Here is a 22,373-nt window from a genome sequence, read left to right as displayed (position 1 = left end):
GCGTTCACTCCGCCGCCACCAGCCCCGCCATCTCGCGGTTCTTCATCAGCTTGTAGACGATCGAATCCATCAGCGCCTGGAAGGAGGCGTCGATGATGTTTTCCGAGACGCCCACCGTCCACCAGCGGGCGCCGGTGGAGTCGTGCGACTCGACCAGAACGCGGGTGATGGCCTCGGTGCCGCCATTGAGGATACGCACCTTGAAGTCGGCGAGCTCGAGATCGACGATCTCGCTCTGGTATTTGCCGAGGTCCTTGCGCAGCGCGATGTCGAGCGCGTTGACCGGGCCGTGGCCTTCGGCCACCGACATCTTCTCCTCGCCGTCGACCTCGACCTTCACGATCGCCTCGGAGACCGTCTTCAGATTGCCGTTGGCGTCGAAGCGGCGCTCGACCATGCAGCGGAAAGAGGTGACGTTGAAGAACTCCGGCAGGCCGTGCAGCATCTTGCGGGCAAGCAGCTCGAAGGAGGCGTCGGCACCTTCATAGGCATAGCCTTCGGCCTCGCGTTCCTTGACCACCGCAATCAGCGCGTCGAGCCGGTGATCGTCCTTCGGCACGTCGATGCCGCGCCGCTTCAATTCAGCGAGGAAATTGGCCTTGCCACCCTGGTCGGAGACCATGACGCGGCGGCGGTTGCCGACGGATTGCGGCTCCACATGCTCATAGGTCGCCGGCTCCTTGGCCAAAGCGGAAGCATGGATGCCGGCCTTGGTGGCGAAAGCGGAGGAACCGACATAGGGCGCCTGCGCTTCCGGGGCGCGATTGAGCAATTCGTCGAAGGCGCGGGAGAGCCGCGAGATACCGGTCAGCGCTTCGGCGGAAATACCTGTTTCGAAGCGGTCGGCGAAGGCCGGCTTCAGCGCCAACGTCGGGATGATGGTGATCAGGTTGGCGTTGCCGCAACGCTCGCCGATGCCGTTGAGCGTGCCCTGGATCTGGCGCACGCCGGCCTCGACGGCTGCCAAGGAATTCGCCACCGCCTGGCCGGTGTCGTCATGGGCATGGATGCCGAGATGGTCGCCGGGAATGCCGGCCGCGATCACCTTGTCGACGACGGCGCGCACTTCCGAAGGCTGCGTGCCGCCATTGGTGTCACACAGCACCACCCAGCGCGCGCCGGCATCGTATGCGGTTTTCGCGCAGGCCAATGCGTAGTCCGGGTTGGCCTTGAAGCCGTCGAAGAAATGTTCGCAGTCGACCATGGCCTCCCTGGCTGCTGCGACCGCCGTCTCGACCGAAGCCTTGATCGAGTCCAAATTCTCCTCGTTGGTACAGCCGAGCGCCACGCGCACATGATAGTCCCAGCTCTTTGCGACGAAGCAGATGGCATCGGATTTCGACTGCACTAGCGCCGCCAGCCCGGGGTCGTTGGAGGCCGAGACCCCTGCCCGCTTGGTCATGCCGAAGGCAACGAAACTGGCATTTGCCGTGCGCTTCTTCTGGAAGAAGGCGGTGTCGGTCGGGTTGGCGCCCGGATAGCCGCCCTCGACATAGTCGATGCCGAAATCGTCCAAGAGCTTCGCGATCGCAATCTTGTCCTCGACCGAAAAGTCGATGCCCGGCGTCTGCTGGCCATCGCGCAGGGTGGTGTCGAAGAGATAGAGGCGTTGCTTTGTCATGGCTATAGCTCGAAAAACCGCGATCCTTCGCGCCGTAGAGTGCAAACGTGCGTCATTTCTTCCCCGCAAACTTGTCCGTCGCCCGGATCAGCCGATCCAGTATCCCGGGCTCGGAATAGGCGTGCCCTGCCCCCTCGATCAGATGGAAATCCGCCTTCGGCCAGGCCTTGTGCAACGCCCAGGCATATTTGGCCGGGCACGGCATGTCGTAGCGGCCGTGGACGATGGTGCCGGGGATGTCCTTGAGCTTCCACGCGTCGCGCAGCAACTGCCCCTCCTCCAGCCAGCCGGCATGGACGAAATAGTGGTTCTCGATGCGGGCGAAGGCGATTGCATAGTCGTCCTCGCCGAACTTGTCGCTGGTCTCGGGTTCCGGCAGAAGCGTAATGGTTTCGCCTTCCCACAGGCTCCAGGCCAGCGCAGCTTCAACCTGCGCCTTGCGGTCGGAGCCGACCAGCCGCTTGCGGTAGGCGGCCATCATGTCGCCGCGCTCAGCTTGCGGGATCGGCGCCAGGAAACGCTCCCATTTATCGGGGAACATCTCGGAGACACCGAACTGATAATACCATTCGAGTTCGGCGCGGGTCAGCGTGTAGATGCCGCGCACGACCAGCTCGCTGACGCGCTCCGGATGCGTCTCGGCATAGGCGAGCGCCAGCGTCGAACCCCAGGAGCCACCGAAGACGAGCCATTTGTCGAAGCCCGCCATCTCGCGCAGGCGCTCGATGTCGGCGACGAGATGCCAGGTGGTGTTGGCCTCGAGCGAAGCATTGGGCGTCGACTTGCCGCTGCCGCGCTGGTCGAACAGGATGACGTCGTAAAGCTTGGGGTCGAACAGGCGCCGATGCTTCGGCGAGATGGTGCCACCCGGACCGCCATGCAGGAACACGGCGGGCTTGGCGCCCTTGGTGCCGCAGCGCTCCCAATAAAGGATGTGACCGTCGCCGACATCGAGCATGCCTGAATCGAACGGCTCGATCTCCGGATAGAGCGTACGCAAGGAACTGCCGTGGATCGTCATAGTTTCAAGCCCTGCTGCGGCCAGTTGGCCGTCTCGTGGTCGGGGTGCTGGAAGGAGATGATCTGCTCCTGCCTTCTGTAGAAATCGGGATCGTCGAGGACCGGCGCCTCGAAGATCTTCTCCACCCAGGGCAGCCGCACCGCGTAGTTGACCTGGATCTGCGGCGCGAGGTCCGAGCGGTCGTCGAAGGCGCCGATGGCGATCTCCAGCGCGCCGGGCTGGCGATAGGTCAGCGGCGTGCCGCAGCGGGCGCAAAAACCGCGATCGATGTTGACCGAGGACTGGAAATAGGTCGGCTCCTCATGGGTCCATTCGACGCCGTCCTTCGGCACCGTCACCAGTGCGCCGAAGAAATTGCCGAATTGCTTCTGGCACATGCGGCAATGGCAGATGGACGGGCGCCCGAGCTTGCCCTTGATGCGGAAGCGCACGGCGCCGCACTGGCAGCCGCCGGTTCGAACTTGGTCGGTCATGGTCTTTCCTCCGGCGGCCATTGGTCGGTGTCGTGATCGGGATGCTGATAGGAGACGAGCTCGGCGAGATAGGGCGCCGAGCCGATATCGGCCATCGTGTCCTCGGACGGCAGTTTGGGGATGCCGTCGACATAGGGAAGTTTTGCTTCGACGCCCCACTGGATGATCGGCGCGATGCCTGACGGATCGTCGAAGGCGGCGATCGCCAGCGCCATGCCGTCTGGAGCCTCGAAGGTCAGCGGAGTGCCGCATTCGGCGCAGAAGCCGCGCCAGACGGCATTAGACGAGCGGAAGCGTTTTGGTTCGCCGCGCGTCCAGTCGAGCGTGGCGCCGCGCACCGAAACCAGCGGCAGATAGAAATTGCCGCTCGCCTTCTGGCACATGCGGCAATGGCAGACCGAGGCATCGCCCAGCGCGCCCTCGACGCGGAAGCGCACGGCGCCGCACTGGCAGCCGCCGGTGTAGACCGGCCTGTTGTCGAGGCTCATGGCACACTCCGGGTCATGGGCCGATATGTGGGCTCACTCCGCGTCATGGCAGACCGCCTCGACATTGTTGCCGTCGGGATCGAACACGAAGGCGCCGTAATAGTTGGGGTGGTAATGCGGCCGCAGGCCGGGTCCGCCATTGTCCTTGCCGCCGGCGGCAAGGGCCGCGGCATGGAAGGCGTCGACCTCGGCGCGGCTGCGCGCGGTGAAGGCGACATGCTGGATGGATTTCGGCTTGTCCGTGCTGTCGCTCAGCCAGAACACCGGCCGGTCGCGGCCATAGCCGCCGACCTTGGCGCCGCCGGTATATTCATCCGGCACCATGTAGAGCAGCGAAGCACCCAGCGGCGCCATCGCCTTGTCGTAGAAGATTTTGGAAGCGTCGAAATCGGCGACATTGATGCCGAGATGATCGATCATAAGACGAGCTCCTCCATTGGCGGCGCGGGCGCATTGGTCAGGCCGGCCACGATGACGATATGCTGGCAGACATTGTCGATATCGCGGATCACGTCGTCGTTCCAGAAGCGCAGGATGGTCCAGCCTAGCGCTTCGAGCTTAGCGGTTCGCGCGGCGTCGGAAGCCGAAACTTCTGCAAGAGCGTGCTGAGAGCCATCAATCTCGACGATCAGCTTTTTGTCAGGGCAAGCAAAGTCAACGATGTAGCCTGCGATAGGCATTTGCCGCCGAAAGGAAAGGCCCATCAGCCTATGCGCTCGGACTTCGTTCCAGAGCTTCAATTCGGCATCTGTCATTTGCTTGCGCATTTTGCGCGCATTGCCCCGGCTGGCAGGAGATACCCGATGATGAGTCATCGCGAGGCCCCCCTCTCTGCCCTGCCGGGCATCTCCCCCTCAAGGGGGGAGATCAGCGGTTTCGCCGACGGCATCTCTTTTGCTACGTCGGCGATTGGCGAAAGCCAAGGCGGCATCCAATCTCCCCCCTTGAGGGGGAGATGTCCGGCAGGACAGAGGGGGGCGCCTCGCGCCAACCTCTCCGTTCCTGCCGTAAGAGCAGTCAGCCTCACCGCTTGATCTCCCAGGTCGTCACGCGCTCGCCCGTCGCAGGGTCCTTGCCGTCCTTGAGCTGCACGCCTTGCGCCAGCAGTTCGTCACGAATCCTGTCGGCCTCGGTCCAGCTTTTCTGAGCGATCAGTTCCAAGCGCCTAGCGATTGCCTTGGCCACCGCAGTCTCATCCACCTTAGCCGCGCCGACATCGAAGCCGAGGAAGGCGAGCGCGGCCTTCAGCGCAGCGGCGGCGGCATTCTCGCCGTCGCTGCTGAACTCGATCGCCTCGCCGGCGAGTTGCGTCAGCCGCTGGAAGGCGGCGTAGGTGGCGAGGTCGTCAGACAGCGCTTCCACCACCTCGGCCGGCAGGTCCTCCGCGGCCGCGGGCGCAAGGTCGGCCGCGCGTTTCCATTTGCGAAGCGTGTTTTCCGCCTCCTCCAGCTTGCGCACCGAAAAGTCGATCGGCTCGCGGTAATGCGTCATCAGCATCGCCAGCCTGAGCACCTCGCCTGGCCAGGTGCGGCCGCCGAAGGTGTCGGTCTCCAGGAGCTCGTGGATCGAATAGAAATTGCCGAGGCTCTTCGACATCTTCTGGCCTTCGACCTGCAGGAAGCCGTTGTGCATCCAGACATTGGCCATGACCTTGGTGCCGTGGGCGCAGCGCGACTGGGCGATCTCGTTCTCATGATGCGGGAAGATCAGGTCGAGGCCGCCGCCATGGATGTCGAAGACCTCGCCCAGATAGGCGGCCGACATGGCCGAGCACTCGATGTGCCAACCGGGCCGGCCCCTGCCCCACGGGCTTTCCCAGCCGGGCTCTTCCGGGCTCGACAATTTCCACAGCACGAAATCGCCGGGGTTCTTCTTGTGCGCGTCCACCGCGATGCGCGCGCCCGCCTGCTGCTCGTCGAGATTGCGCTTCGACAATTCGCCATAGTCGGGCATCGAGGCGGTGTCGAACAGCACCTCGCCGCCGGCGACATAGGCGTGGCCGCGCTCGATCAGCTGCGCGATCAGCGACAGCATGTCGGCCTTGCCGTCGGCGCGCGGTGCTACAAACTCGGTCGCGCGCGGCTCGTAGGTCGGCTGCAGGCAGCCGAGCGCCGCGACATCCTTGTGGTACTGGTCGGCGGTCTTTTCGGTCACCTTGCGGATCGCGTCGTTGAGCGACAGCTTTCCGGCCGCGATCTCGCCGCCGAAGTCGCGCAGCGCCCTGGCATTTATCTTGTCGTCGACATCCGTGATGTTGCGCACATACGTGACGTGGCTTTCGCCGTAGAGTTGGCGCAGCAGACGGAAGAGCACGTCGAAGACGATCGCCGGACGCGCATTGCCGATATGGGCAAAGTCGTAGACGGTCGGGCCGCAGACATACATGCGCACATTCTGCGGATCGATCGGGATGAATCGCTCCTTCGCCCGCGTTAGCGTGTTGTAAAGGCTGAGGCCCTTCGATGCGTCAGACATGCGGTCCCGGTCCTTGTTTCTTGTTTGAGCATGACCTTATCCGAAAACCGGCTTCCACTTTTCGGGGTCATGCTCTGGCTGAAGCCAGCTCTGCGCCAAGGCGCAAATCGGGCTCCAGCCTGCTGGCCGGGGCGTTTGTCCACTCTAGGGAAAGATGAGGCGAAAACGTCCGGACCAGCGCGAGGCTAGCCAATAATGCAAATGCCACAAATGGCGAAAGACGTTTTCATGGGCGGCTTTATCGCGCTGGCAGGTGTTGCCGTCAAGTCGCTCGACTTAGGAAAGATGTCGTTGGATCACAGGTAAAGACTGGCCGAAACATTTTATTAAACATGTCGGCACAGTGATGAAACATTCGCCGGCTAGACCGCCAGATGTCACGATTTGGTCGGAATCAGCCGCCAAACGCTGAACACGAAACCGTTACCAGGGAAGAGAACAATGGCTCGCAACAAGCAGGAACAGAACCGACAAACGCAGCCCGCGCTGGCCAGCCACTACCGCGCGATCGGCCCGGCGGCAATCGTCGCTGCCCTTCTTCACACCGCGAAGAAGAAGAAGCCGGTGCAGAAGATCGTTTCGCCGCGCGTCGCCTGAAAGGGCTCGACCGGCACGGTCCCCGACGATGGTGACGCCGGCGATGAGGGCGCCAGAGCGCGCCCCGGAGATGAAGGCCCCAAAGCAGCTTCTCGAGGCAAGCAGCCTTCGCCAAAATGCAGCCCTCGCTAAAATAAGGTCATCTGGTCTTCGTCCGCGCCGGGCTTCTGGCGCCTGACCTTTTCGGGCCGCTCGCCCATGACGCCCCGCTCCTGAATCTCCGGTCCGGTGTTGGCGACCTTGTTGACAAGGTCGGAAACCGCAATCGCTTCGAAGAAATCGGGCTCGGCGGGCTTGAGCAGATCGAGCACGTCGCGCGGCTCCTGTGTGCGGCAATCGAGCCAGCGGCTGAAGTCGCGTTCCTCGATCACCACCGGCATGCGGTCATGGATATGGGCGATGCCGGCGCTGGCCTCGATCGTGAGAATCGCGCCGGTGTCCATTTCCGAGCCGCCCGGTTCGGCATAGGTCTCGATCAGCCCGGCGAAGGCGATCACCCCTCCTTGCTTCGGCCGGATCCAGTAAGGCTGGCCTTTCTTGCCGCCCGACTGCTGCCATTCGTAAAAGCCGGAGGCCGGCACAAGAGCGCGACGGTGGCGCATCGCGGTCTTGAAAGAAGCCTTTTGCATCACGCCTTCGGAGCGCGCGTTGATGAGCAGCGGAAATGCCTTGGTGTCCTCGACCCAGGCTGGAATCAGACCCCAGCGCACCAGCATCGCCCGGCGGTCCGGCAGGTTCGAGCCCGGCTCCCGCTGCGGTCCGGCGAGCGCCATCAGCACCGGTTGCGTCGGCGCGATGTTGTAGCGGGCCGGAAATTCCTCCAGCTCGGCAAGGCCAAGCAGGGCGGCGGTCTGGTCCGGCGTGGCGGTCAGGGCGAAGCGTCCGCACATGTATCTGGCTCGTCAATTGATGTGCGATGAAAGTGGCGATGGAACCGGCGCGCCGCAACCGCTAAAACCCGGTCGGGCCGGTCGGTCCACAACAGGCTGCGGAAAAACTCGGCAACCCCATGGAACAGCGCAAGATCATACCAGCCGTCTCCGTCGCCGTCGTGCGCGGCGGGACGGTGCTTCTGGTCAAGCGCGCGCGGGCGCCGTCGCAAGGGCTCTACGCCTATCCCGGCGGCAAGGTCGAGCCGGGCGAAACGCTCGCCGCCGCGGCGGCGCGGGAATTGTTCGAAGAGACCGGGCTTGCGGCGACAGGCTACCGCCCGCTGCGCGTCATCCATATCGACGGCAGCGGCGAAAACCACGCGGTCGACTATCTGCTGACGGTGTTCGGCGCGGCCTATGCCGGCGGCGAACCAGTGGCCGGCGACGACGCCGAGACGGCCGCCTTCTACACGCTGGCGGAAATGGCCGCGATGCCGCTTGCCGGCGACGTGTTCTCGGTCGCCGAGGAATTGCTTGGACCTGCGCAAGGCGCCAGGCGGTGAACATCCAGAATGGCCTTGCGGGCGACAAAATGTTTCGCCACAAAGCCCTGCCCTTTCATCGCAAGGCTTTGATGACCCGCGCCTCCCCTCTTCTCGCCGCGTGCCTCGCCGTCGGCATCGCTGTTTCGGCGTCCCCGGCGCGCACCGCCGAGTCGCCTTTCGAGCCAGGGCTGATGCGGCTCGCCGAAGTGCTTGGGTCGCTGCATTTCCTGCGCAACCTGTGCGGCGAGAAGGGCGACCAATGGCGGGTCGAGATGGAAAAGCTGCTCGAGTCGGAAAACCCCGATCCCAGCCGGCGCGCCCGTTTCATCGCCTCCTTCAATCGCGGCTATCGCTCTTTCAGCGGCACCTACACCCGATGCACGCCTTCGGCGACCGAGGCCATTGCCCGCTACATGAAGGAAGGCGAGACATTGTCGCGCGATATCGCTTCCCGCTACGGCAATTGAGGCCGGGTCAGCCGCTGCGCCGCGTTTTGCGCAGATTTTTTTGCGACAATCGGCGCCAATGTGACGCGCCTTATTGTGTCCTGTCCCGCTCTGGTGCAATCATGTGTTGCACTTGCGCAACAGTGTTAATGAAACGTTAGCGCGCAATTGTGGAATTAACTCAAACTGAAGGTTTTGGTGCCGCGAGCCGGACTAATCGGCTAAGCTCGGCATCGATTGAGAGCAGTCTCGCTCGCAACGTGAATATCGACCGTAAAAACGTCGTATTTACAAAAGCTTAGTAGGGATTGCGGACGAACTGACAGGCCAAGCCAGATCCATCGCCGGATCGATGCTTGCAGAAGGTGGACAGCGCAATGGAACATGGTGTCAGCGACATCGACGCGTTGGTCAGGGAAGAAAAGCGCCTGACCGCCGTGGAGAGCCACAGCGAAGCCTGGGCCGAAGGCCTGTCGGCTGGCATCGAACCGGAAATCATCGCCGAGGCGGCGCTGGAGACGGCTTTCGGCGAGATGTTGCGCGCCAATGGCGAGACCTCCGCGCTCGCGCTGCTCGACCGCATGCGCGAAAAGGTGATCGCCGGCGCGTTCGAGCCGGAGCGACTCAGGCACTAGCATCTGTTTTGATCGCGACTTTTGATCGTGACTTTTGACGGGGACGCGCCGCTTGGGCATCATGCCCATGCGCTTGATCGTTCAAGGCGCCGCCCGGATCAGGCCGGGTAACAATGGAGAGACAAGCGGTGAGATTTTCGATGTTCGGCCGGCGACGCGGGCTGGCCCTCGACATCCTGATCGCCGCTTCCTGCCTGGCGTTGCCTTTGTGCCTCGCCGGCACGCCGTCCTACGCGCTGAGCGAGATCCAGCGCGGGGACCTGCCTTCCCCGGTCAACCCGCCCGCCGGCAGCGACAGTGCGGCGCCTGGAGCCACCGTGCCGATGCCCGAGGGGCCCGGCACCAAACCCTCGGGCAGCGGCCAGCCGGCCGACGACACGGATAAGTCACAGCCGGAGACGCCGCCCGCCAATGGCGGCATCACCAGCCCACGCGCCGATCCGGATGCGCCGCCGCCCGCGGTCGTCTACGACCTCAACACGCTTCCCGAATCGGTCAAGCGCATGCATGGGCTGATCATCGAGGCCTGCCGGGCCGGCGACATCGAGAAGCTGAGGCCGCTGATCGGCAAAGGCGATGGCATGACGCAATTGTCGCTGGGCGACATCGACGGCGACCCGATCACCTTCCTCAAGAGCCTTTCCGGCGACGGCGACGGTCAGGAAATCCTCGCCATCCTGGAAGAGGTGCTGTCGGCCGGCTACGTCCATGTCGACACCGGCACGCCGCAGGAACTCTATGTCTGGCCGTATTTCTTCGCCCTGCCGCTCGACAAGCTCGACCCCAGGCAGCGTGTCGAATTGTTCAAGCTGGTCACGGCAAGCGACTATGACGACATGAAGCAGTTCGGCGCCTACATCTTCTACCGCGTGGGCATCACGCCGACCGGCCAGTGGCTGTTTTTCGTCGCTGGGGATTGAGAGCTTACTCTCACCTTGTGGGCGGCGCCGACCCCAACCGGACTTTGGTCCGACCTCCCCACAAGGGGGAGGTAGCGAGTTAAGCCGGCAGCGCCTCGGAAAACTCGACCGCCCTGCCCTGGCCAAGTGTCACGATCTCGCCTTCCCACATGACGCGCGTGCCGCGCACCACGGTGCCGACCGGCCAGCCGGTGACCTGTTTGCCGTCATATGGCGTCCAGCCGGCCTTGGAGCCGGCCTGCGCGTTCGTGATCGTCTCGCGCCGCTTCATGTCGACGACGGTGAAATCGGCGTCGTAGCCGGCGGCGATGCGGCCTTTCCGCGCCATGCCGAAAATGCGCTGCGGACCGTGGCTCGAAAGATCGACGAAGCGCTGCAAGGTGAGCCGGCCGGCGTTGACGTGGTCGAGCATGATCGGAACCAGCGTCTGCACCCCGGTCATGCCGGACGGCGAGGCCGGATAGGTCTTTGCCTTTTCAACAAGCGTGTGCGGCGCGTGGTCGGACCCCAGAACATCGACGATGCCTTGCGAAATGCCATGCCAGACGCCGTCGCGGTGGCGAGCCGCCCGCACCGGCGGGTTCATCTGGATCAGCGTGCCGAGCCGCGCATAGTCGTCAGCCGTCAGCGTCAGGTGATGCGGGGTCGCCTCGCAGGTCGCGACATCCTTGTGCTGTTCGAGGAAGACGATCTCCTCGGCCGTCGAGATGTGCAGCACATGGATGCGCGCGCGCGTCTGCTTGGCGATGCGCACCAGGCGCTCCGTGCACCGAAGTGCAGTGACCTCGTCGCGCCATACGGGATGCGACGACGGATCGCCCTCTATGCGTTCGCCCAACCGCTCGCGCAGACGAAACTCGTCCTCCGAATGGAAGGCGGAGCGGCGGCGGGTGTTGCGCAGGATCGACGCGACGCCTTCATCGTCCTCGACCAGAAGGTCGCCGGTGGACGAACCCATGAACACTTTGATGCCGGCCGCTCCCGGCAGCCGTTCCAATTCGCCGACATCGCCGGCATTGTCGCGCGTGCCGCCGACCCAGAAGGCGAAATCGCAATGCATGCGGCCGGTGGCGCGGCGCACCTTGTCGGCGAGTGCCGCCTCGCTGGTGGTCAGCGGATTGGTGTTGGGCATTTCGAAGACCGCGGTGACGCCGCCCAGCACCGCCGCGCGGGAACCGGTTTCCAGATCTTCCTTATGCTCCAGCCCCGGTTCGCGGAAATGCACCTGGCTGTCGACGACGCCCGGCAGGATGTGCAGCCCCGTGCAGTCGACGGTTTCGCCGGCCGAGGCCCGGCCGAGATCGCCGATCCGTGCGATGCGTCCGGCCTTCACGCCGATGTCGCGCCGGCCCTCGCCGTCATGGTTGACCACCGTGCCGCCTGTCAGGATGAGGTCGAAGGTGGTTGCCATGGGCAGGTCCAATCTCTTGCGGGGGGAGTGTGGCCGGCTTACGTAATGAGCGTCCGTTTTGCAAGATCAGGCCGATTTCACGCTCATGCCCTTTGCCCAGCTCAAAGACCACGCGCTTATTTCCGTTTCAGGCCCCGATGCCGAGCATTTCTTACAGAATATCCTCACCACCGATCTCGATACGCTCCAACCCGGCGAAGCGAAACCCGGCGCGCTGCTTTCGCCACAGGGCAAGATCCTGTTCGATTTCCTGATCTCCCGCGCGGGCGACAACGGCTTCCGGCTCGAATGCAGGGCCGACATCGCCGACGATTTCGTGCGCCGGCTGATGCTTTACCGGCTAAGGGCCAAGGCCGAGATTGCCAAGCAGGATCAGGCGTTTGTCACTGTCGCATGGGGTGATGATTCAACCGCCTCACTTTCCGATTCAACGGCGCTTGCCGACATGCGCTTTCGCGATCTCGCGGTCAGGCGCGCCTATGGCGACGAAGCAAAGGACGGTGGCGACCCCGAGGCATGGCAGGTGCTGCGTATCGCCAACGGCATCGCCGAAAGCGGCAGCGACTACCAGCTTGGCGATGCCTTCCCACATGACGTTCTGCTCGACGAAACCGGCGGTGTCGGCTTCAAGAAGGGCTGCTATATCGGCCAGGAAGTCGTCTCGCGCATGCAGCACCGCGGCACCGCGCGGCGCCGCGTTTTGATCGCCACCGCCGAAAATGCCATGCCCGCCTCCGGCGCCGAACTCACCGTCGACGGCCGGCCTGTCGGTGCGCTCGGGTCGGTCAGCGGCAAGACCGGCCTCGCCATCGCCCGCATCGACCGCGTCAAGGCGGCGGTCGATGCCGGCAAAAAGATCGTGGCAGGCGAGGTTCCGGTAACGCTCACCATCCCGGCCTGGGCCAAATTCTCCTTCCCGCAGGACACTGTCAGCGCGGAGGAGGCCTGATGGCGGCCGACAGGGTGGGCGCGCCGCCGCGCGCCTGGCAACGCATGCTTTCGGGCCGTCGGCTCGACCTGCTGGATCCATCGCCGCTCGACATCGAGATTGCCGACATCGCGCACGGCCTTGCCCGCGTCGCCCGCTGGAACGGCCAGACCCGCGGCGATCACGCTTTCTCCGTCGCGCAGCATTCGCTGCTGGTCGAAGCGCTATACGGCGAACTGGCGCCCGCCGCTTCGGCCGAGGCGCGGCTCGCCGCGCTACTGCACGACGCGCCCGAATATGTCATCGGCGACATGATCTCGCCGTTCAAATCGGTGATGGGCGGCTCCTACAAAGACTGCGAGCTGCGCCTGCAACGCGCCATCCATCTGCGTTTCTCGTTGCCGGCGGAACTCGCCGCGACGTTGCGCAAGGACATCAAGCGCGCCGACCAGATCGCCGCCTATTACGAAGCGACGCTGCTTGCCGGCTTTTCGACAGCGGAAGCGACCGAGTTCTTTGGCCGGCCGCGCGGCTTCTCCGCTGACCGCTTCGACTTCACGCCAAAATCCGTCACCTGGGCGCAAACGGCTTTTCTCAAACGTTTCAAGACGCTTGAGGCCAAGCGCCAGTCTTCGCTTGCCATGGATTCAACCACTTAACGCGCGTCGCGTTGAAACGGAATCAGGCGACGCGCTTTAAAGTCTTGTTTGATGCATGTCGTTGTCCCAGAACCGCTGCGCACTTCTGGGCGACATGCATTAGAAGAACGCTAAATTAACCGGCGACAAGGACAGTATTGCGTTCGGTCACGATCCGAAGGCGTGCTGATGCCTGGCGCACATGTCAAGACTTCTTCCGTCGCCGGCAAGCGAAGAGCAGCCGCTACTGATCCGGCACGGCGGATCGCGGAAGAATTACGGGCCCAGAACGAGCGCTTCGAGGCGGCCGTCGAGAACATGTCGCATGGGCTGTGCATGTTCGACGCCGATGAGCGGATGATCATCTGCAACCGCAACTACATCGACATCTTCAGCCTGGATGCCGAAGTGGTGAAGCCTGGCATTCGTTTCTTCGACATTCTGCAGCATAGCGCCGACATCGGCATCGCCTCGCAGAGTGCCAGCGAGCTCTATGCCATCCGCAAGCCTTATATCGACGGGGCCAAGCCTTCGACCTATGAGGAAGTTCTGTCGGACGGGCGCATCATCGTCATTTCGCACAGGCCGATCGCGGTCGGCGGCTGGGTGTCGATCTACGAGGATGTGACCGAAGAGCGGCGCGCCGAAGCGGAGTTGAAAGAGCAGCACCGCCGCTTCGACGCCGCTTTGGCCAACATGTCGCAAGGCCTGCTGATGTACAGCGCCAAGGGCCGCCTCATCGTGCGCAACCAGCGCTTTCTGGACCTGTGCAACGCCAAGGCGTCGGATTTCGCGCTTGGCATGACGCACCGCCAGATGTTGGACAAGCTCATTCGCCTCGGCATCTTCGCGCCGCTCGAAATCGACGTTGAAGTCGGAAAAACGAAGGCCAGCCTGGAGGCCGGCCAGTCGCGCGCGAGCTATCGCGAACTGGTCGACGGCCGAACGCTCTTCGTCTTGCGGCGTCCGCTCGCCGGCGGCGGGTGGGTGGCGACCTTCGAGGATGTCACCGAGCGCCGGCGCGCCGAAGAGCGCATGACGCATCTTGCGCATCACGACACGCTGACCAATCTGCCCAATCGCTCGATGTTTCGCGAACGCCTGGATCAGGCGCTTGGCGAGGCCAAGGCCCAGCCGCTGGCGATCCTCTCGCTCGACCTCGACCGCTTCAAGGCCGTCAACGACACGTTCGGCCACCCGGCCGGAGACTGGCTGCTGAAATGCGTCGCCAAGCGGCTGCAGCATTCCGTGCGCAGCAGCAAGGACGTGGTGGCCCGCTTCGGCGGCGACGAGTTCGCCATCATCCAGTTCGGCATCAAGAGTGTTGCCGACGCCGAAAAACTCGCCAAGCGCATCGTCGAGATCGTCGGCAAGCCCTATCGCGACAAGGGGCGCGAAATGCATGTGGGCGTCAGCCTCGGCATCGCGCTCTATCCCGGCGACGGACGCGATGCCGACACGCTGCTCACCAACGCCGACATGGCGCTCTACCGGGGCAAGAGCCAAGGACGTAACGTCTATCGCTTCTTCGAGCCGGGCATGGATGCCCTGATGCGGGAGCGCCGTGCGCTTGAAGTCGAACTCGAAGCAGCGCTCTCCAAGCGCGAATTCGAGCTCGATTTCCAGCCGATCCTCAATATCGGCTCCGGCAGAATGGTCGGCGCGGAAGCCCTGATGCGCTGGCACTCGCCGGCGCGCGGCCTGGTGCCGCCGGAGAACTTCATTCCCGTCGCCGAGGAGACCGGGCTGATCGTGCAACTCGGCGACTGGGCGCTGCGCAAGGCTTGCAACGTGGCGGCCCATTGGCCGCGGGACATGCGCATGGCCGTCAACGTCTCGGCCGCGCAGATCAAGAGCGGCGGCTTCGCCCGCAGCGTGATCTCAGCGCTTGCCTTTTCCGGCCTGCCGGCCGACCGCCTGGAGCTCGAAATCACCGAAACGGTGATGATGGACGAAAGCGACGCGGTGCTGAAGACGCTGAGCCAGTTGCGCGGCCTCGGAGTGCGCATCGCGCTCGACGATTTCGGCACCGGCTATTCCTCGCTCGGCTATCTGCGACGCTTCCCCGTCGACAAGATCAAGATCGACCGCTCGTTCATCCGCGATCTCGACAAGCGCGACACCGCCGCGATCGTGCGCACCGTGATCGGACTAGGCGCAGAGCTCGGCATCACCGTCACCGCCGAGGGCGTCGAGACCGAAGCGCAGCTCGACACGCTGCGCAAGGCCGGCTGCGGCGAGGCGCAAGGCTATCTGATCGGCATGCCGACCAAGGCCTCCGACATGGGCAGGCTGCTGCGCTCGGAGGCGCTGCTGCGCCACTCGGGCTGACGTCGAACCTTCCGCTCGCCAATCAGCGCAGCGTCTCGATGTATTTCTCGTGGAAGCTCACATAGCCGGGCTCGACGACCTTCAGATGGCGCTCGATCAGCCGGTGGAATTCCGGCAGCTTGTGGAACGGCACGCCGGGATAGGCGTGGTGCTCGGCATGATAAGGCATGTTCCAGGCGAGCTTGCGCACGAACCAGTTGGTCAGCGTCGTGCGGGTGTTTTCCAGCATGTTGGCGACGAAGGGACAGCGTCCATGCTCGGCCAGCAGATAGAGCCGCAGGAAAGGCTGGCCGAGCAGCGCCGGCGCGATCCAGACATAGAGCAGCACCGACGCCTTGAACCAGACGGCAAGCGCCAGCAGGACGACATAGAAGGCGATCATCGCCCGCGCCTCGGCCTTCACTTTCGGCAGACCCTTCGGCGGCACGTAACTGTCCCGACAGCCACCGGTCGCATTGGTGTAGAGCGTCTTGAAATTACCCCACCACACCGGCAGCCCGGAGACGTGGACGATGTATTGCCGCAAGGTTTCGGGCTTCGGGAAGGCCAGCTCCGGATCGTTCTCGGGATCCTGGGTGAAGCGGTGATGGGCGAAGTGGAAGTAGCGGAACCAGTCGGCGGGCAGCGCGATCGCCAGGCTGCAGAAACGCGCGACGATATCGTTCAGCCACTGCGTTTCGAACGCCGTCCTGTGCACGGTTTCATGCAGCAGTGTGAACAGGAACACGATCAGGACGCCCTGCGGCAGCATCAGGACCGGCCAGAACGGCACTTGTGCCGCGATCAGCGCGCCGAGAACGATGATCGCGCCGAGATGGAGGGCGAACCGGACAAGGCCCGGCTCATCCGATTTGCCCGTCAGCCGGCCGCGCTCCTCATTCGTCAGCGACGCTATCACGTGGCGATGGTCGACGGTTGCGTCGTGGTCGATTGCGTTCATGAGATCACGATACCGAGAAAGAAACCTTTCGAAAAACGAGGATTTCTGCAAAATAGATAAGGTTACCTTATCTTTTGGATCGCGATGGTCGCCCTTCCCTCCTTGCGCGGACTTCAGGCCTTCGAAGCGGCGGCCCGCACGGGCAGCTTTGCGGCCGCGGCGGAGGAGCTGTCGGTTTCGGCCGCGGCCGTCAGCCAGCTTATCCGCACCGTCGAGGAACAGATGGGACGGCAACTGTTCCACCGGGTCAACCGGCGCGCGGTGCTTACCGAGGCCGGGGTGGAGATGCTGCCCAGGCTCAGCATGGCCTTCCGGGAAATCGGCAGCGTCGCGCGCGATGTCGGCGGCGATGCGTTCCGGCCAAGGCTCGTCGTTTCGGTGCCGCCCTCGATGGCGATGGGCTGGCTTTCGGAGCGCATCGCCGGCTTCGTCGCCGACCATGGCGCCGCCGACATATCGCTCAGAGGCGACGACGATCCGGTGCCGTTCGATCATGAATTGATCGACATCCGCCTCTCCTACGGTCCGCACTACCGCGAGCACCCGACGGAAGAGATCGTCAGGGACGCCGTCTATCCCGTCTGCGCGCCGATGCTCGCAAGCGCGACCGGATCCGCCGGCCTTGCCGGCCTGCCGCTCATCCACACCGATTGGGGACCGACCGGGGCGTCCTTTCCATCCTGGCGCAACTGGTTCGAGGCAGCGGGGAGCGAGTTGGGGCGCATGCTACAGCGCGGCCTTTCAGCCAACTCGTCGCGCGCAGCGCTCGATCTCGCCATTTCAGGACTGGGCGTGGCGCTGGCGCAAGGCGTCTACTGCGCCCAGGCACTGGAAGACGGCCGTTTGCTCCGGCCCGCCGCCCGATCCCTGGAGTTGCGCCAACCCTATTGCCTGACGATCCCTGAACGCAGCGCAAGGCGCGATATCGTGGCGGCGTTCCGGGAATGGCTGATCGGGGAATGCGTGCGCGCAGTCAAATCACCTGCGCTCGGCACCTGGTCATTCGAAGATTAATTGAGGGAATTACGATGACGGAGCACTAATTTGCCTTCGCTGCCCGCCTCGCTTTTCAGCTGAACGAAACAGGAGATTTTTGATGTCGCTTGAACTCATCAACCCGAGTGACCTGCCGGTTCCAGAGATGTACACACAGGTTGTCGTCGCGACGGGGTCCAAGCTGGTATTCATCTCGGGTCAGCAGCCCGAAGACATAAACGGCAAGCTCGTCGGGCATGGTGATTTTGCGGCGCAAGCACGCCTGGCGTTTGGCAATCTCGGCCGAGCGCTCAGTGCGGCGGGTGCCCGGCAAGACCAAGTCTGCAAGATCACGATCTACATCGTTGACTACAACCGCGATGAGCACGTTCCGATCATCGAAGACGCGCAGATTTCGGTGTTTGGAGATCACAAGCCAGCGAATGTGATTGTCGGGGTGGCGATCATGTCCCCAGGCTATCTCATAGAGGTCGACGCGATAGCGGTCATCGACGGGGCCAGCAGCAGCTAGCTGGCCATCATCGATTCAGAGGTGGCCGGCCAAGGCCGCCACCATGTCCTTGCTACCGGCAACGGGAACGATCTCGAACTCGACCAAATCCGCCCATTCTATGACCCAGCGCTGAAGCACCGTCGCATCGTCGGCTTCCACCAGCATGAAGCAGCGGCTCATGTCGCCGGCGATCCAGCTGTGATGCACGACAAGTTCATCCGGCTTCAGCCGACCCTTGTCGCGGAAGCGGCGGTAGATCTCCTTGCGGTCCGAGCCGTGAAAATCCTCGATCACGAAAAACAGCATTTTGTTTCCTCAAATCAGGCGGTTGGTTCTCCGGCCGCTATTTGTCCGGCCGCTCCAGGCGTTCCAGGAACCACTGCGTCAATCGCACCCACAGCTCGTCCTTCTCGCCGGAATCCTCCCAGCCATGGTCGAGATTGGGATTGTCGTTGACCTCGATGACGAAGACCCCGTCCTTGGTCTCCTTGAGGTCGACGCCGTAGAGCCCGTCGCCGATGCACTTTGCCGCCCGGACCGCCGTCTCGACGACATGCGGCGGCGTCTGCTTCAGCGTGAAGGTCTTGATGCCGCCCTGGTCGGGCTTGCCGCTGGCCTTGTGGTTGACGATCTGCCAGTGCTTCTTCGCCATCAGATAATGCACGGCAAACAGCGGCTGGCCGCCGAGCACGCCGACGCGCCAGTCATATTCGGTCGGGATGAATTTCTGCGCGATCAGCAGATCCGAATCGTCCAGCCACTCGGTCGCGAGCTTGGTCAGCTCAGCCAGATTTTCGCATTTCTTTACGCCGCGCGAGAAGGACGAATCCGGGATCTTCAAGACCAGCGGAAAACCCAGTGTCTGCGCCGCGAGCTCCAGATCGGAGGTACCGGCGATCATCACCGTCGGCGGCACGGGCACCTTGTTGTAGGTCATCAACTCGTTGAGATAGACCTTGTTGGTGCAGCGGATCATCGACAGCGGATCGTCGATCACCGGCATGCCTTCCTGCTGGGCACGGCGCGCGAAGCGGTAGGTATGGTTGGAGATCGACGTGGTCTCGCGGATGAACAGCGCGTCGTAATTGGCGAGCTTGGCGAGATCCTTCCTGGTGATCGGCTCGACCTCGACGCCCATCTTCTCGGCGATCCTCGCCCAGTAGCGCAGCGAGGAAATCTCCGACGGAGGCAATTCCTCATGCGGGTCGACCAGCGTGGCAAACGTATAGCGCGCCGGCGTGCGGCCCTTGGTGTCGCGCCATTCGCGATTGGTGTAGGTGTCCAGGCACTGCAGGAAGAACTCATCCTCGTCGTCGGTCATGCGGGCGAGCGGCAGGAAGCCGATCTTGCGGATCGAGGCCCATTCGGCGCTGTCCTTGATATGGACCTCGAGCGCCGGGGCACGGAACCAGTCGAACAACAGCTTGGCGAAACGGTCCCATACTTTCGACGGACCGATGCCGAAGAAAATCGCGACCTTCGCCGGGAAAGTCCCGCCGAGGTCCTTGCGGCATTTGTTCAGGGCAAGTTCGAGTTCCGGCAGCGCGTGCTCGTAAAGCTTGCGCTCCGAGAGGTCGATCATGGTCTCGACGGTCGGGATCACCCTATGGCCGCGCGAGCCCGCGAGCAGCGATGCGTAGTAGCCGCGGCTCTGATAGCCGTAATTGTTCGAAAGGTTGATCACCTTCGGCCGCTGACCGCGGAACAGCGCCGGATGTGCGAGGTAGTCGCGGTTGGTGATGATCTTGTGGGGGGTGGCAACCTGATCGAGATCGTTCTGCCTGCCTGTCAGGATAACCCAGGTCATTGTCTCAGCGTTTTCCCAGAGTGATGGCGGCGCGCAAACCGTCGCGGCCAAACTGCGCCATGTTCATAAAGATGTCGTAGGGCACCGGAATGTTCGCGGCATCGAGGATCGTCTCCTGCCTTTCGTCCTCGACCCAGGGATCGTGGATCAGGATATGGTCGCCATCGTCGCCGATGGCCAGCACCCAATGCGGCACCTTCTTGCCGAACATAAGGAAGCCGCTGATCAGCACAACCACCAGCTTGCCCTCGGCCAGAGCGTCACGGATATCGCCGATGCCGAACGGACGGTAATTGACCGGAATGCCGTAAAGTTCGGCACGGCGGCGGAAATCGACCTGGGCCAGCTCCATCACCCGGCGCTTGTCCTCGCTGCGCACCGACTGCAGGAACAGCGCGCCGTAAAAGGAGACGAATATCTCGGCGGCAAGCCCGCTCTCGTAGCCGGAGACCGCCAGGCCGAAAGGCTCGCAGCCGCCAGGACCCGACATCATGAAGACGGTGGTGGCCTCGCGCCAGAGGCGGATCTCCATCACCGGATCGGGCACGAAGCCGCGGTCGAAATTGGCCATCGCCATCATCAGGCAGCACGGACCGCAAGTGAACTCACAGGTCTGCTGGTAGAATGGAACTTTGGTCGCCGTGGGTGTGTCGCCGCGCAGCGTCTTTTCGTAGCGAAGCGCCGTCGCGCCATCCTCGTAATAATCGGGCTCGCGGCCTAGTTTCCGGTAGCCGGCCTGCTCGTAGATGCGGATGGCGCGGTCATTGTCCTCGCGCACCTCAAGCCGCAGCAACAGGCGGTCATGCTCGAAGGCCGCGTCCTCGGCGGCTGCCAACAGGACGCGGCCGATGCCGAGCCCGCCGAAAAAGGGACCGACGGCGATGGAATAGAGCCGCGCCACGCCGCTGCCCTTGCGAAACAGCACCACCGCATAGCCGGCGACACGGCCCTCGTTTTCAGCCACCAGCATCTCGGCGGTCTCGCGTTCGATGAACTGACGGAAGGAACGCCGCGACAGCCGGTCGCCCGGAAACACCGCCTTCTCGATGGCGGCGAGGTCATCGACGTCTGACGCACGGGCCTTGCGAATCTCGGCAGGCATACGGGCTTGGGAGAACCTCGATTGGGTGTGGAAACGGCCCCGGTGGATGCGTCGCGAACACTGGCCGAAACGCCGGTGTCCATCAAGCGCTATCGCTCCTTGATTAGGGCCTAATTGTGACAGTTTCCGCCACGGCAGGAAAGGGCAAAGTGTTTGAACAGAATTGCCGCTCAAAGCAAGACCGGCCGCGAAAAACGCAGCCGGTTCAGCTCGATATGCCGGCCAGGAGCTGGCCGTAAGCGCTCTTTGCGACATCCGACAGCCGCTCCGGCGGCAACGAGCCGACGACAGCGCAGGCGTAGCCCTTGTCGAGCCAGTAGACCGCCTCGGGCCCGCCCCCCTCAGCCGTGTAGGTGCCCTTCGACGTCGCGGACGATTCGGCGGTGACGAAGAGCGAAATCCGCTCGCCCTTCGCATCCTCGTAGAGCAGCATCGCCGCCTTGCCTTGCTCACCGGCCGGCAGCAGCCGGCCGCCGATCAGCTCGAAGCCCTCGGCCGCGAGGTCGGGCGCAACCAGCTTCAGCCCGACGCGATTCGACAGCCAGGTCTGGAGGTGGTCCTTGTCGCTTGCCGGCACCTCGACGGCATGGCGCTTTTCGGCGGCGTAGATGACATGAGCGGCGATCGCCTGCTCGGCGAGCTTGTCGTCGCCATCGCCACCACGGCTGGCGCTATCGATGCCGGCGACGTAGCCGCCGAACCCACCGAGCGCCAGCACCACGGCAGCGGCAGCCGACAGCCACCAGCGCGAGCGCCAGGCGGGCGCTTTCGCGGGCATCTCGCCGAACACTACCTGCCGAAGCCTCGCCGGCACCGGCTCGTCGATCACGCCCGCGAAGGCGGCGCGCATGGCGGCGCGATCGGCGATATAGCGCGCGGACCTCGCCTTCATCTCGGGATTGGCCTCGAGCCAGGCGTCATAAGCCATGCGCTCCTCGCCCGGCAGTTCGCCGTCGAGGGCCATGTGGATATCGCGTTCGGAAAAATCGCGGCGGGTCATTTCTCGACGATCCTTATCGAGCGGCGGCGCGATGTGTCCTCGAGCAGGCCGCGCAGTTCCTCGCGGCCGCGCGCGATGCGCGACATCAGCGTACCGGCCGGCACGCCAAGGATGTTGGCGGCCTCGGCATAGGAAAAGCCCTCGATGGCGACCATCACCAATGCCGCGCGGCGATCGGGGCTGATCGCCTGCAAGGCATCCATGATCTCGCGCGAGGCGATGGTTTCGACCTGATCGGCGGGCGCGGCTTGGGCTTCACCGGCTTCGAGAGGCAGTATCGCCGCCTCGCCGCGCCGGTTGACCTTGCGCATCTGGTCGATGAACAAGTGATGCATGATCGTAAACAGCCACCTCCGGGGGCTCTCTCCAGTCTGCCAGTTGTCGAGCCGCAGAAGTGCCCGCTCCAGGCAATCCTGGACGAGGTCGTCGGCGGAATCGCGGTCGCGCAGCAGCGAGCGCGCATAGCGCCGCAACCGCGGTATTTCGCTCAGGATCGCTGCCTTCTTGTCGTCCATGACCGCTTGTTTCGAGGTCGCTTTCCATTCCGATAGAACGCGCCTTCCCGGCGCGGTGCAAGCAGTCAGCGCCAAGCGGCTCAACCGCTGCGATTACCCAAGCAAGTGAATAACGCGGG

25 protein-coding genes are annotated in these 22,373 nt (G+C 63.6%); 10 read left to right on the top strand and 15 right to left on the bottom strand.

Annotated features, from left to right (window positions below; all coding sequences use genetic code 11):
• Positions 1 to 4 precede the first annotated feature (4 nt).
• The 7 genes from cimA to cysS all read right to left on the bottom strand — a co-directional run bounded on the left by cimA (position 5) and on the right by cysS (position 6,078).
• Positions 5 to 1,621 carry a citramalate synthase gene (gene cimA / locus YU3_RS0103455; RefSeq protein WP_027164934.1) on the bottom strand — a complete coding sequence of 539 codons (1,617 nt, stop codon included), beginning with the start codon at positions 1,619 to 1,621 and terminating at the stop codon, positions 5 to 7.
• A gap of 52 nt (positions 1,622 to 1,673) precedes the next feature.
• Positions 1,674 to 2,642, bottom strand: a complete 969-nt coding sequence (pip, locus tag YU3_RS0103450) for a prolyl aminopeptidase (protein WP_027164933.1) — start codon at positions 2,640 to 2,642, stop codon at positions 1,674 to 1,676.
• Positions 2,639 to 3,115 carry a GFA family protein gene (locus YU3_RS0103445; RefSeq protein ID WP_027164932.1) on the bottom strand — a complete coding sequence of 159 codons (477 nt, stop codon included), beginning with the start codon at positions 3,113 to 3,115 and terminating at the stop codon, positions 2,639 to 2,641. The genes pip and YU3_RS0103445 overlap by 4 nt, the downstream gene beginning before the upstream one ends.
• Entirely contained in the window at positions 3,112 to 3,603 is a 492-nt protein-coding gene (locus tag YU3_RS0103440) for a GFA family protein (protein WP_027164931.1), read from the bottom strand. The genes YU3_RS0103445 and YU3_RS0103440 overlap by 4 nt, the downstream gene beginning before the upstream one ends.
• Before the next feature lie 33 nt (positions 3,604 to 3,636).
• Complete coding sequence (locus YU3_RS0103435; protein WP_027164930.1) at positions 3,637 to 4,023, bottom strand: VOC family protein; 387 nt, start codon at positions 4,021 to 4,023, stop codon at positions 3,637 to 3,639.
• Positions 4,020 to 4,418 carry an endonuclease domain-containing protein gene (locus tag YU3_RS35930; protein ID WP_036257732.1) on the bottom strand — a complete coding sequence of 133 codons (399 nt, stop codon included), beginning with the start codon at positions 4,416 to 4,418 and terminating at the stop codon, positions 4,020 to 4,022. Before YU3_RS35930 ends, YU3_RS0103435 begins: the two co-directional genes overlap by 4 nt.
• A gap of 208 nt (positions 4,419 to 4,626) precedes the next feature.
• Positions 4,627 to 6,078: a cysteine--tRNA ligase gene (gene cysS, locus YU3_RS0103425; RefSeq protein ID WP_027164929.1), complete on the bottom strand. Its 1,452-nt coding sequence runs from the start codon at positions 6,076 to 6,078 to the stop codon at positions 4,627 to 4,629.
• A 441-nt stretch (positions 6,079 to 6,519) separates the two neighbouring features.
• Here cysS and YU3_RS40360 point away from each other — a divergent pair, with 441 nt between their 5' ends.
• Positions 6,520 to 6,675 carry a hypothetical protein gene (locus YU3_RS40360; protein ID WP_156913300.1) on the top strand — a complete coding sequence of 52 codons (156 nt, stop codon included), beginning with the start codon at positions 6,520 to 6,522 and terminating at the stop codon, positions 6,673 to 6,675.
• A gap of 128 nt (positions 6,676 to 6,803) precedes the next feature.
• Here YU3_RS40360 and YU3_RS0103410 read toward each other — a convergent pair whose 3' ends face one another.
• Entirely contained in the window at positions 6,804 to 7,565 is a 762-nt protein-coding gene (locus tag YU3_RS0103410) for an SOS response-associated peptidase (RefSeq protein WP_027164928.1), read from the bottom strand.
• A 119-nt stretch (positions 7,566 to 7,684) separates the two neighbouring features.
• Here YU3_RS0103410 and YU3_RS0103405 point away from each other — a divergent pair, with 119 nt between their 5' ends.
• The 4 genes from YU3_RS0103405 (at position 7,685) to YU3_RS0103390 (ending at position 10,093) form a co-directional block, all read left to right on the top strand.
• The gene (locus YU3_RS0103405) at positions 7,685 to 8,110 is read left to right on the top strand and encodes an NUDIX hydrolase (RefSeq protein ID WP_027164927.1); all 426 of its coding nucleotides are present in this window, start codon (positions 7,685 to 7,687) and stop codon (positions 8,108 to 8,110) included.
• Positions 8,111 to 8,181: 71 nt separating this feature from the next.
• On the top strand, positions 8,182 to 8,559 hold the full coding sequence (locus tag YU3_RS0103400; RefSeq protein ID WP_027164926.1) for a TIGR02301 family protein: 378 nt from the start codon (positions 8,182 to 8,184) through the stop codon (positions 8,557 to 8,559).
• Between the two features lie 356 nt (positions 8,560 to 8,915).
• Complete coding sequence (locus tag YU3_RS0103395; RefSeq protein ID WP_027164925.1) at positions 8,916 to 9,173, top strand: hypothetical protein; 258 nt, start codon at positions 8,916 to 8,918, stop codon at positions 9,171 to 9,173.
• A 128-nt stretch (positions 9,174 to 9,301) separates the two neighbouring features.
• A complete protein-coding gene (locus YU3_RS0103390) occupies positions 9,302 to 10,093 on the top strand; it encodes a hypothetical protein (protein ID WP_027164924.1) in 792 nt (263 codons plus the stop codon).
• Between the two features lie 79 nt (positions 10,094 to 10,172).
• Here the strand turns inward: YU3_RS0103390 and YU3_RS0103385 are convergent, their stop codons facing one another.
• On the bottom strand, positions 10,173 to 11,504 hold the full coding sequence (locus YU3_RS0103385) for a dihydroorotase (protein ID WP_027164923.1): 1,332 nt from the start codon (positions 11,502 to 11,504) through the stop codon (positions 10,173 to 10,175).
• A gap of 85 nt (positions 11,505 to 11,589) precedes the next feature.
• On the opposite strand from YU3_RS0103385, the gene YU3_RS0103380 reads away from it, so the two are divergent.
• The 3 genes from YU3_RS0103380 to YU3_RS0103370 all read left to right on the top strand — a co-directional run bounded on the left by YU3_RS0103380 (position 11,590) and on the right by YU3_RS0103370 (position 15,401).
• Positions 11,590 to 12,453, top strand: coding sequence for a folate-binding protein YgfZ (locus YU3_RS0103380; protein ID WP_027164922.1), 864 nt, complete (start codon positions 11,590 to 11,592; stop codon positions 12,451 to 12,453).
• Positions 12,453 to 13,091 (top strand): HD family hydrolase, encoded by a 639-nt coding sequence (locus tag YU3_RS0103375; RefSeq protein WP_027164921.1) that lies wholly within the window; start codon positions 12,453 to 12,455, stop codon positions 13,089 to 13,091. The genes YU3_RS0103380 and YU3_RS0103375 overlap by 1 nt, the downstream gene beginning before the upstream one ends.
• Before the next feature lie 168 nt (positions 13,092 to 13,259).
• Complete coding sequence (locus YU3_RS0103370; RefSeq protein ID WP_027164920.1) at positions 13,260 to 15,401, top strand: EAL domain-containing protein; 2,142 nt, start codon at positions 13,260 to 13,262, stop codon at positions 15,399 to 15,401.
• A gap of 22 nt (positions 15,402 to 15,423) precedes the next feature.
• Here the strand turns inward: YU3_RS0103370 and YU3_RS0103365 are convergent, their stop codons facing one another.
• Positions 15,424 to 16,341: a fatty acid desaturase family protein gene (locus tag YU3_RS0103365; RefSeq protein WP_036257729.1), complete on the bottom strand. Its 918-nt coding sequence runs from the start codon at positions 16,339 to 16,341 to the stop codon at positions 15,424 to 15,426.
• An 84-nt stretch (positions 16,342 to 16,425) separates the two neighbouring features.
• Between YU3_RS0103365 and YU3_RS0103360 the strand changes: the two genes are divergently transcribed.
• Positions 16,426 to 17,355: a LysR substrate-binding domain-containing protein gene (locus tag YU3_RS0103360; RefSeq protein ID WP_027164918.1), complete on the top strand. Its 930-nt coding sequence runs from the start codon at positions 16,426 to 16,428 to the stop codon at positions 17,353 to 17,355.
• A gap of 82 nt (positions 17,356 to 17,437) precedes the next feature.
• A complete protein-coding gene (locus tag YU3_RS0103355) occupies positions 17,438 to 17,848 on the top strand; it encodes a RidA family protein (RefSeq protein WP_027164917.1) in 411 nt (136 codons plus the stop codon).
• Positions 17,849 to 17,863: 15 nt separating this feature from the next.
• Here YU3_RS0103355 and YU3_RS0103350 read toward each other — a convergent pair whose 3' ends face one another.
• The 5 genes from YU3_RS0103350 to YU3_RS0103330 form a co-directional block, all read right to left on the bottom strand.
• Positions 17,864 to 18,136: a DUF3303 family protein gene (locus tag YU3_RS0103350; RefSeq protein WP_027164916.1), complete on the bottom strand. Its 273-nt coding sequence runs from the start codon at positions 18,134 to 18,136 to the stop codon at positions 17,864 to 17,866.
• Positions 18,137 to 18,173: 37 nt separating this feature from the next.
• On the bottom strand, positions 18,174 to 19,637 hold the full coding sequence (locus YU3_RS0103345) for a RimK family protein (RefSeq protein ID WP_027164915.1): 1,464 nt from the start codon (positions 19,635 to 19,637) through the stop codon (positions 18,174 to 18,176).
• 4 nt (positions 19,638 to 19,641) lie between these two features.
• Positions 19,642 to 20,739, bottom strand: coding sequence for a peptidase C39 family protein (locus tag YU3_RS0103340; RefSeq protein ID WP_027164914.1), 1,098 nt, complete (start codon positions 20,737 to 20,739; stop codon positions 19,642 to 19,644).
• 205 nt (positions 20,740 to 20,944) lie between these two features.
• Positions 20,945 to 21,739 carry an anti-sigma factor gene (locus YU3_RS0103335; protein WP_027164913.1) on the bottom strand — a complete coding sequence of 265 codons (795 nt, stop codon included), beginning with the start codon at positions 21,737 to 21,739 and terminating at the stop codon, positions 20,945 to 20,947.
• Positions 21,736 to 22,254, bottom strand: coding sequence for an RNA polymerase sigma factor (locus YU3_RS0103330; protein WP_027164912.1), 519 nt, complete (start codon positions 22,252 to 22,254; stop codon positions 21,736 to 21,738). Before YU3_RS0103330 ends, YU3_RS0103335 begins: the two co-directional genes overlap by 4 nt.
• Positions 22,255 to 22,373 lie beyond the last annotated feature (119 nt).

The sequence above is a fragment of the Mesorhizobium sp. WSM3224 genome (assembly GCF_000427725.1).
Classification (GTDB): domain Bacteria; phylum Pseudomonadota; class Alphaproteobacteria; order Rhizobiales; family Rhizobiaceae; genus Mesorhizobium.
The sequence above is the reverse complement of the archived record's forward strand: the minus strand, read 5'-3'. Positions and strand labels throughout refer to the sequence as shown.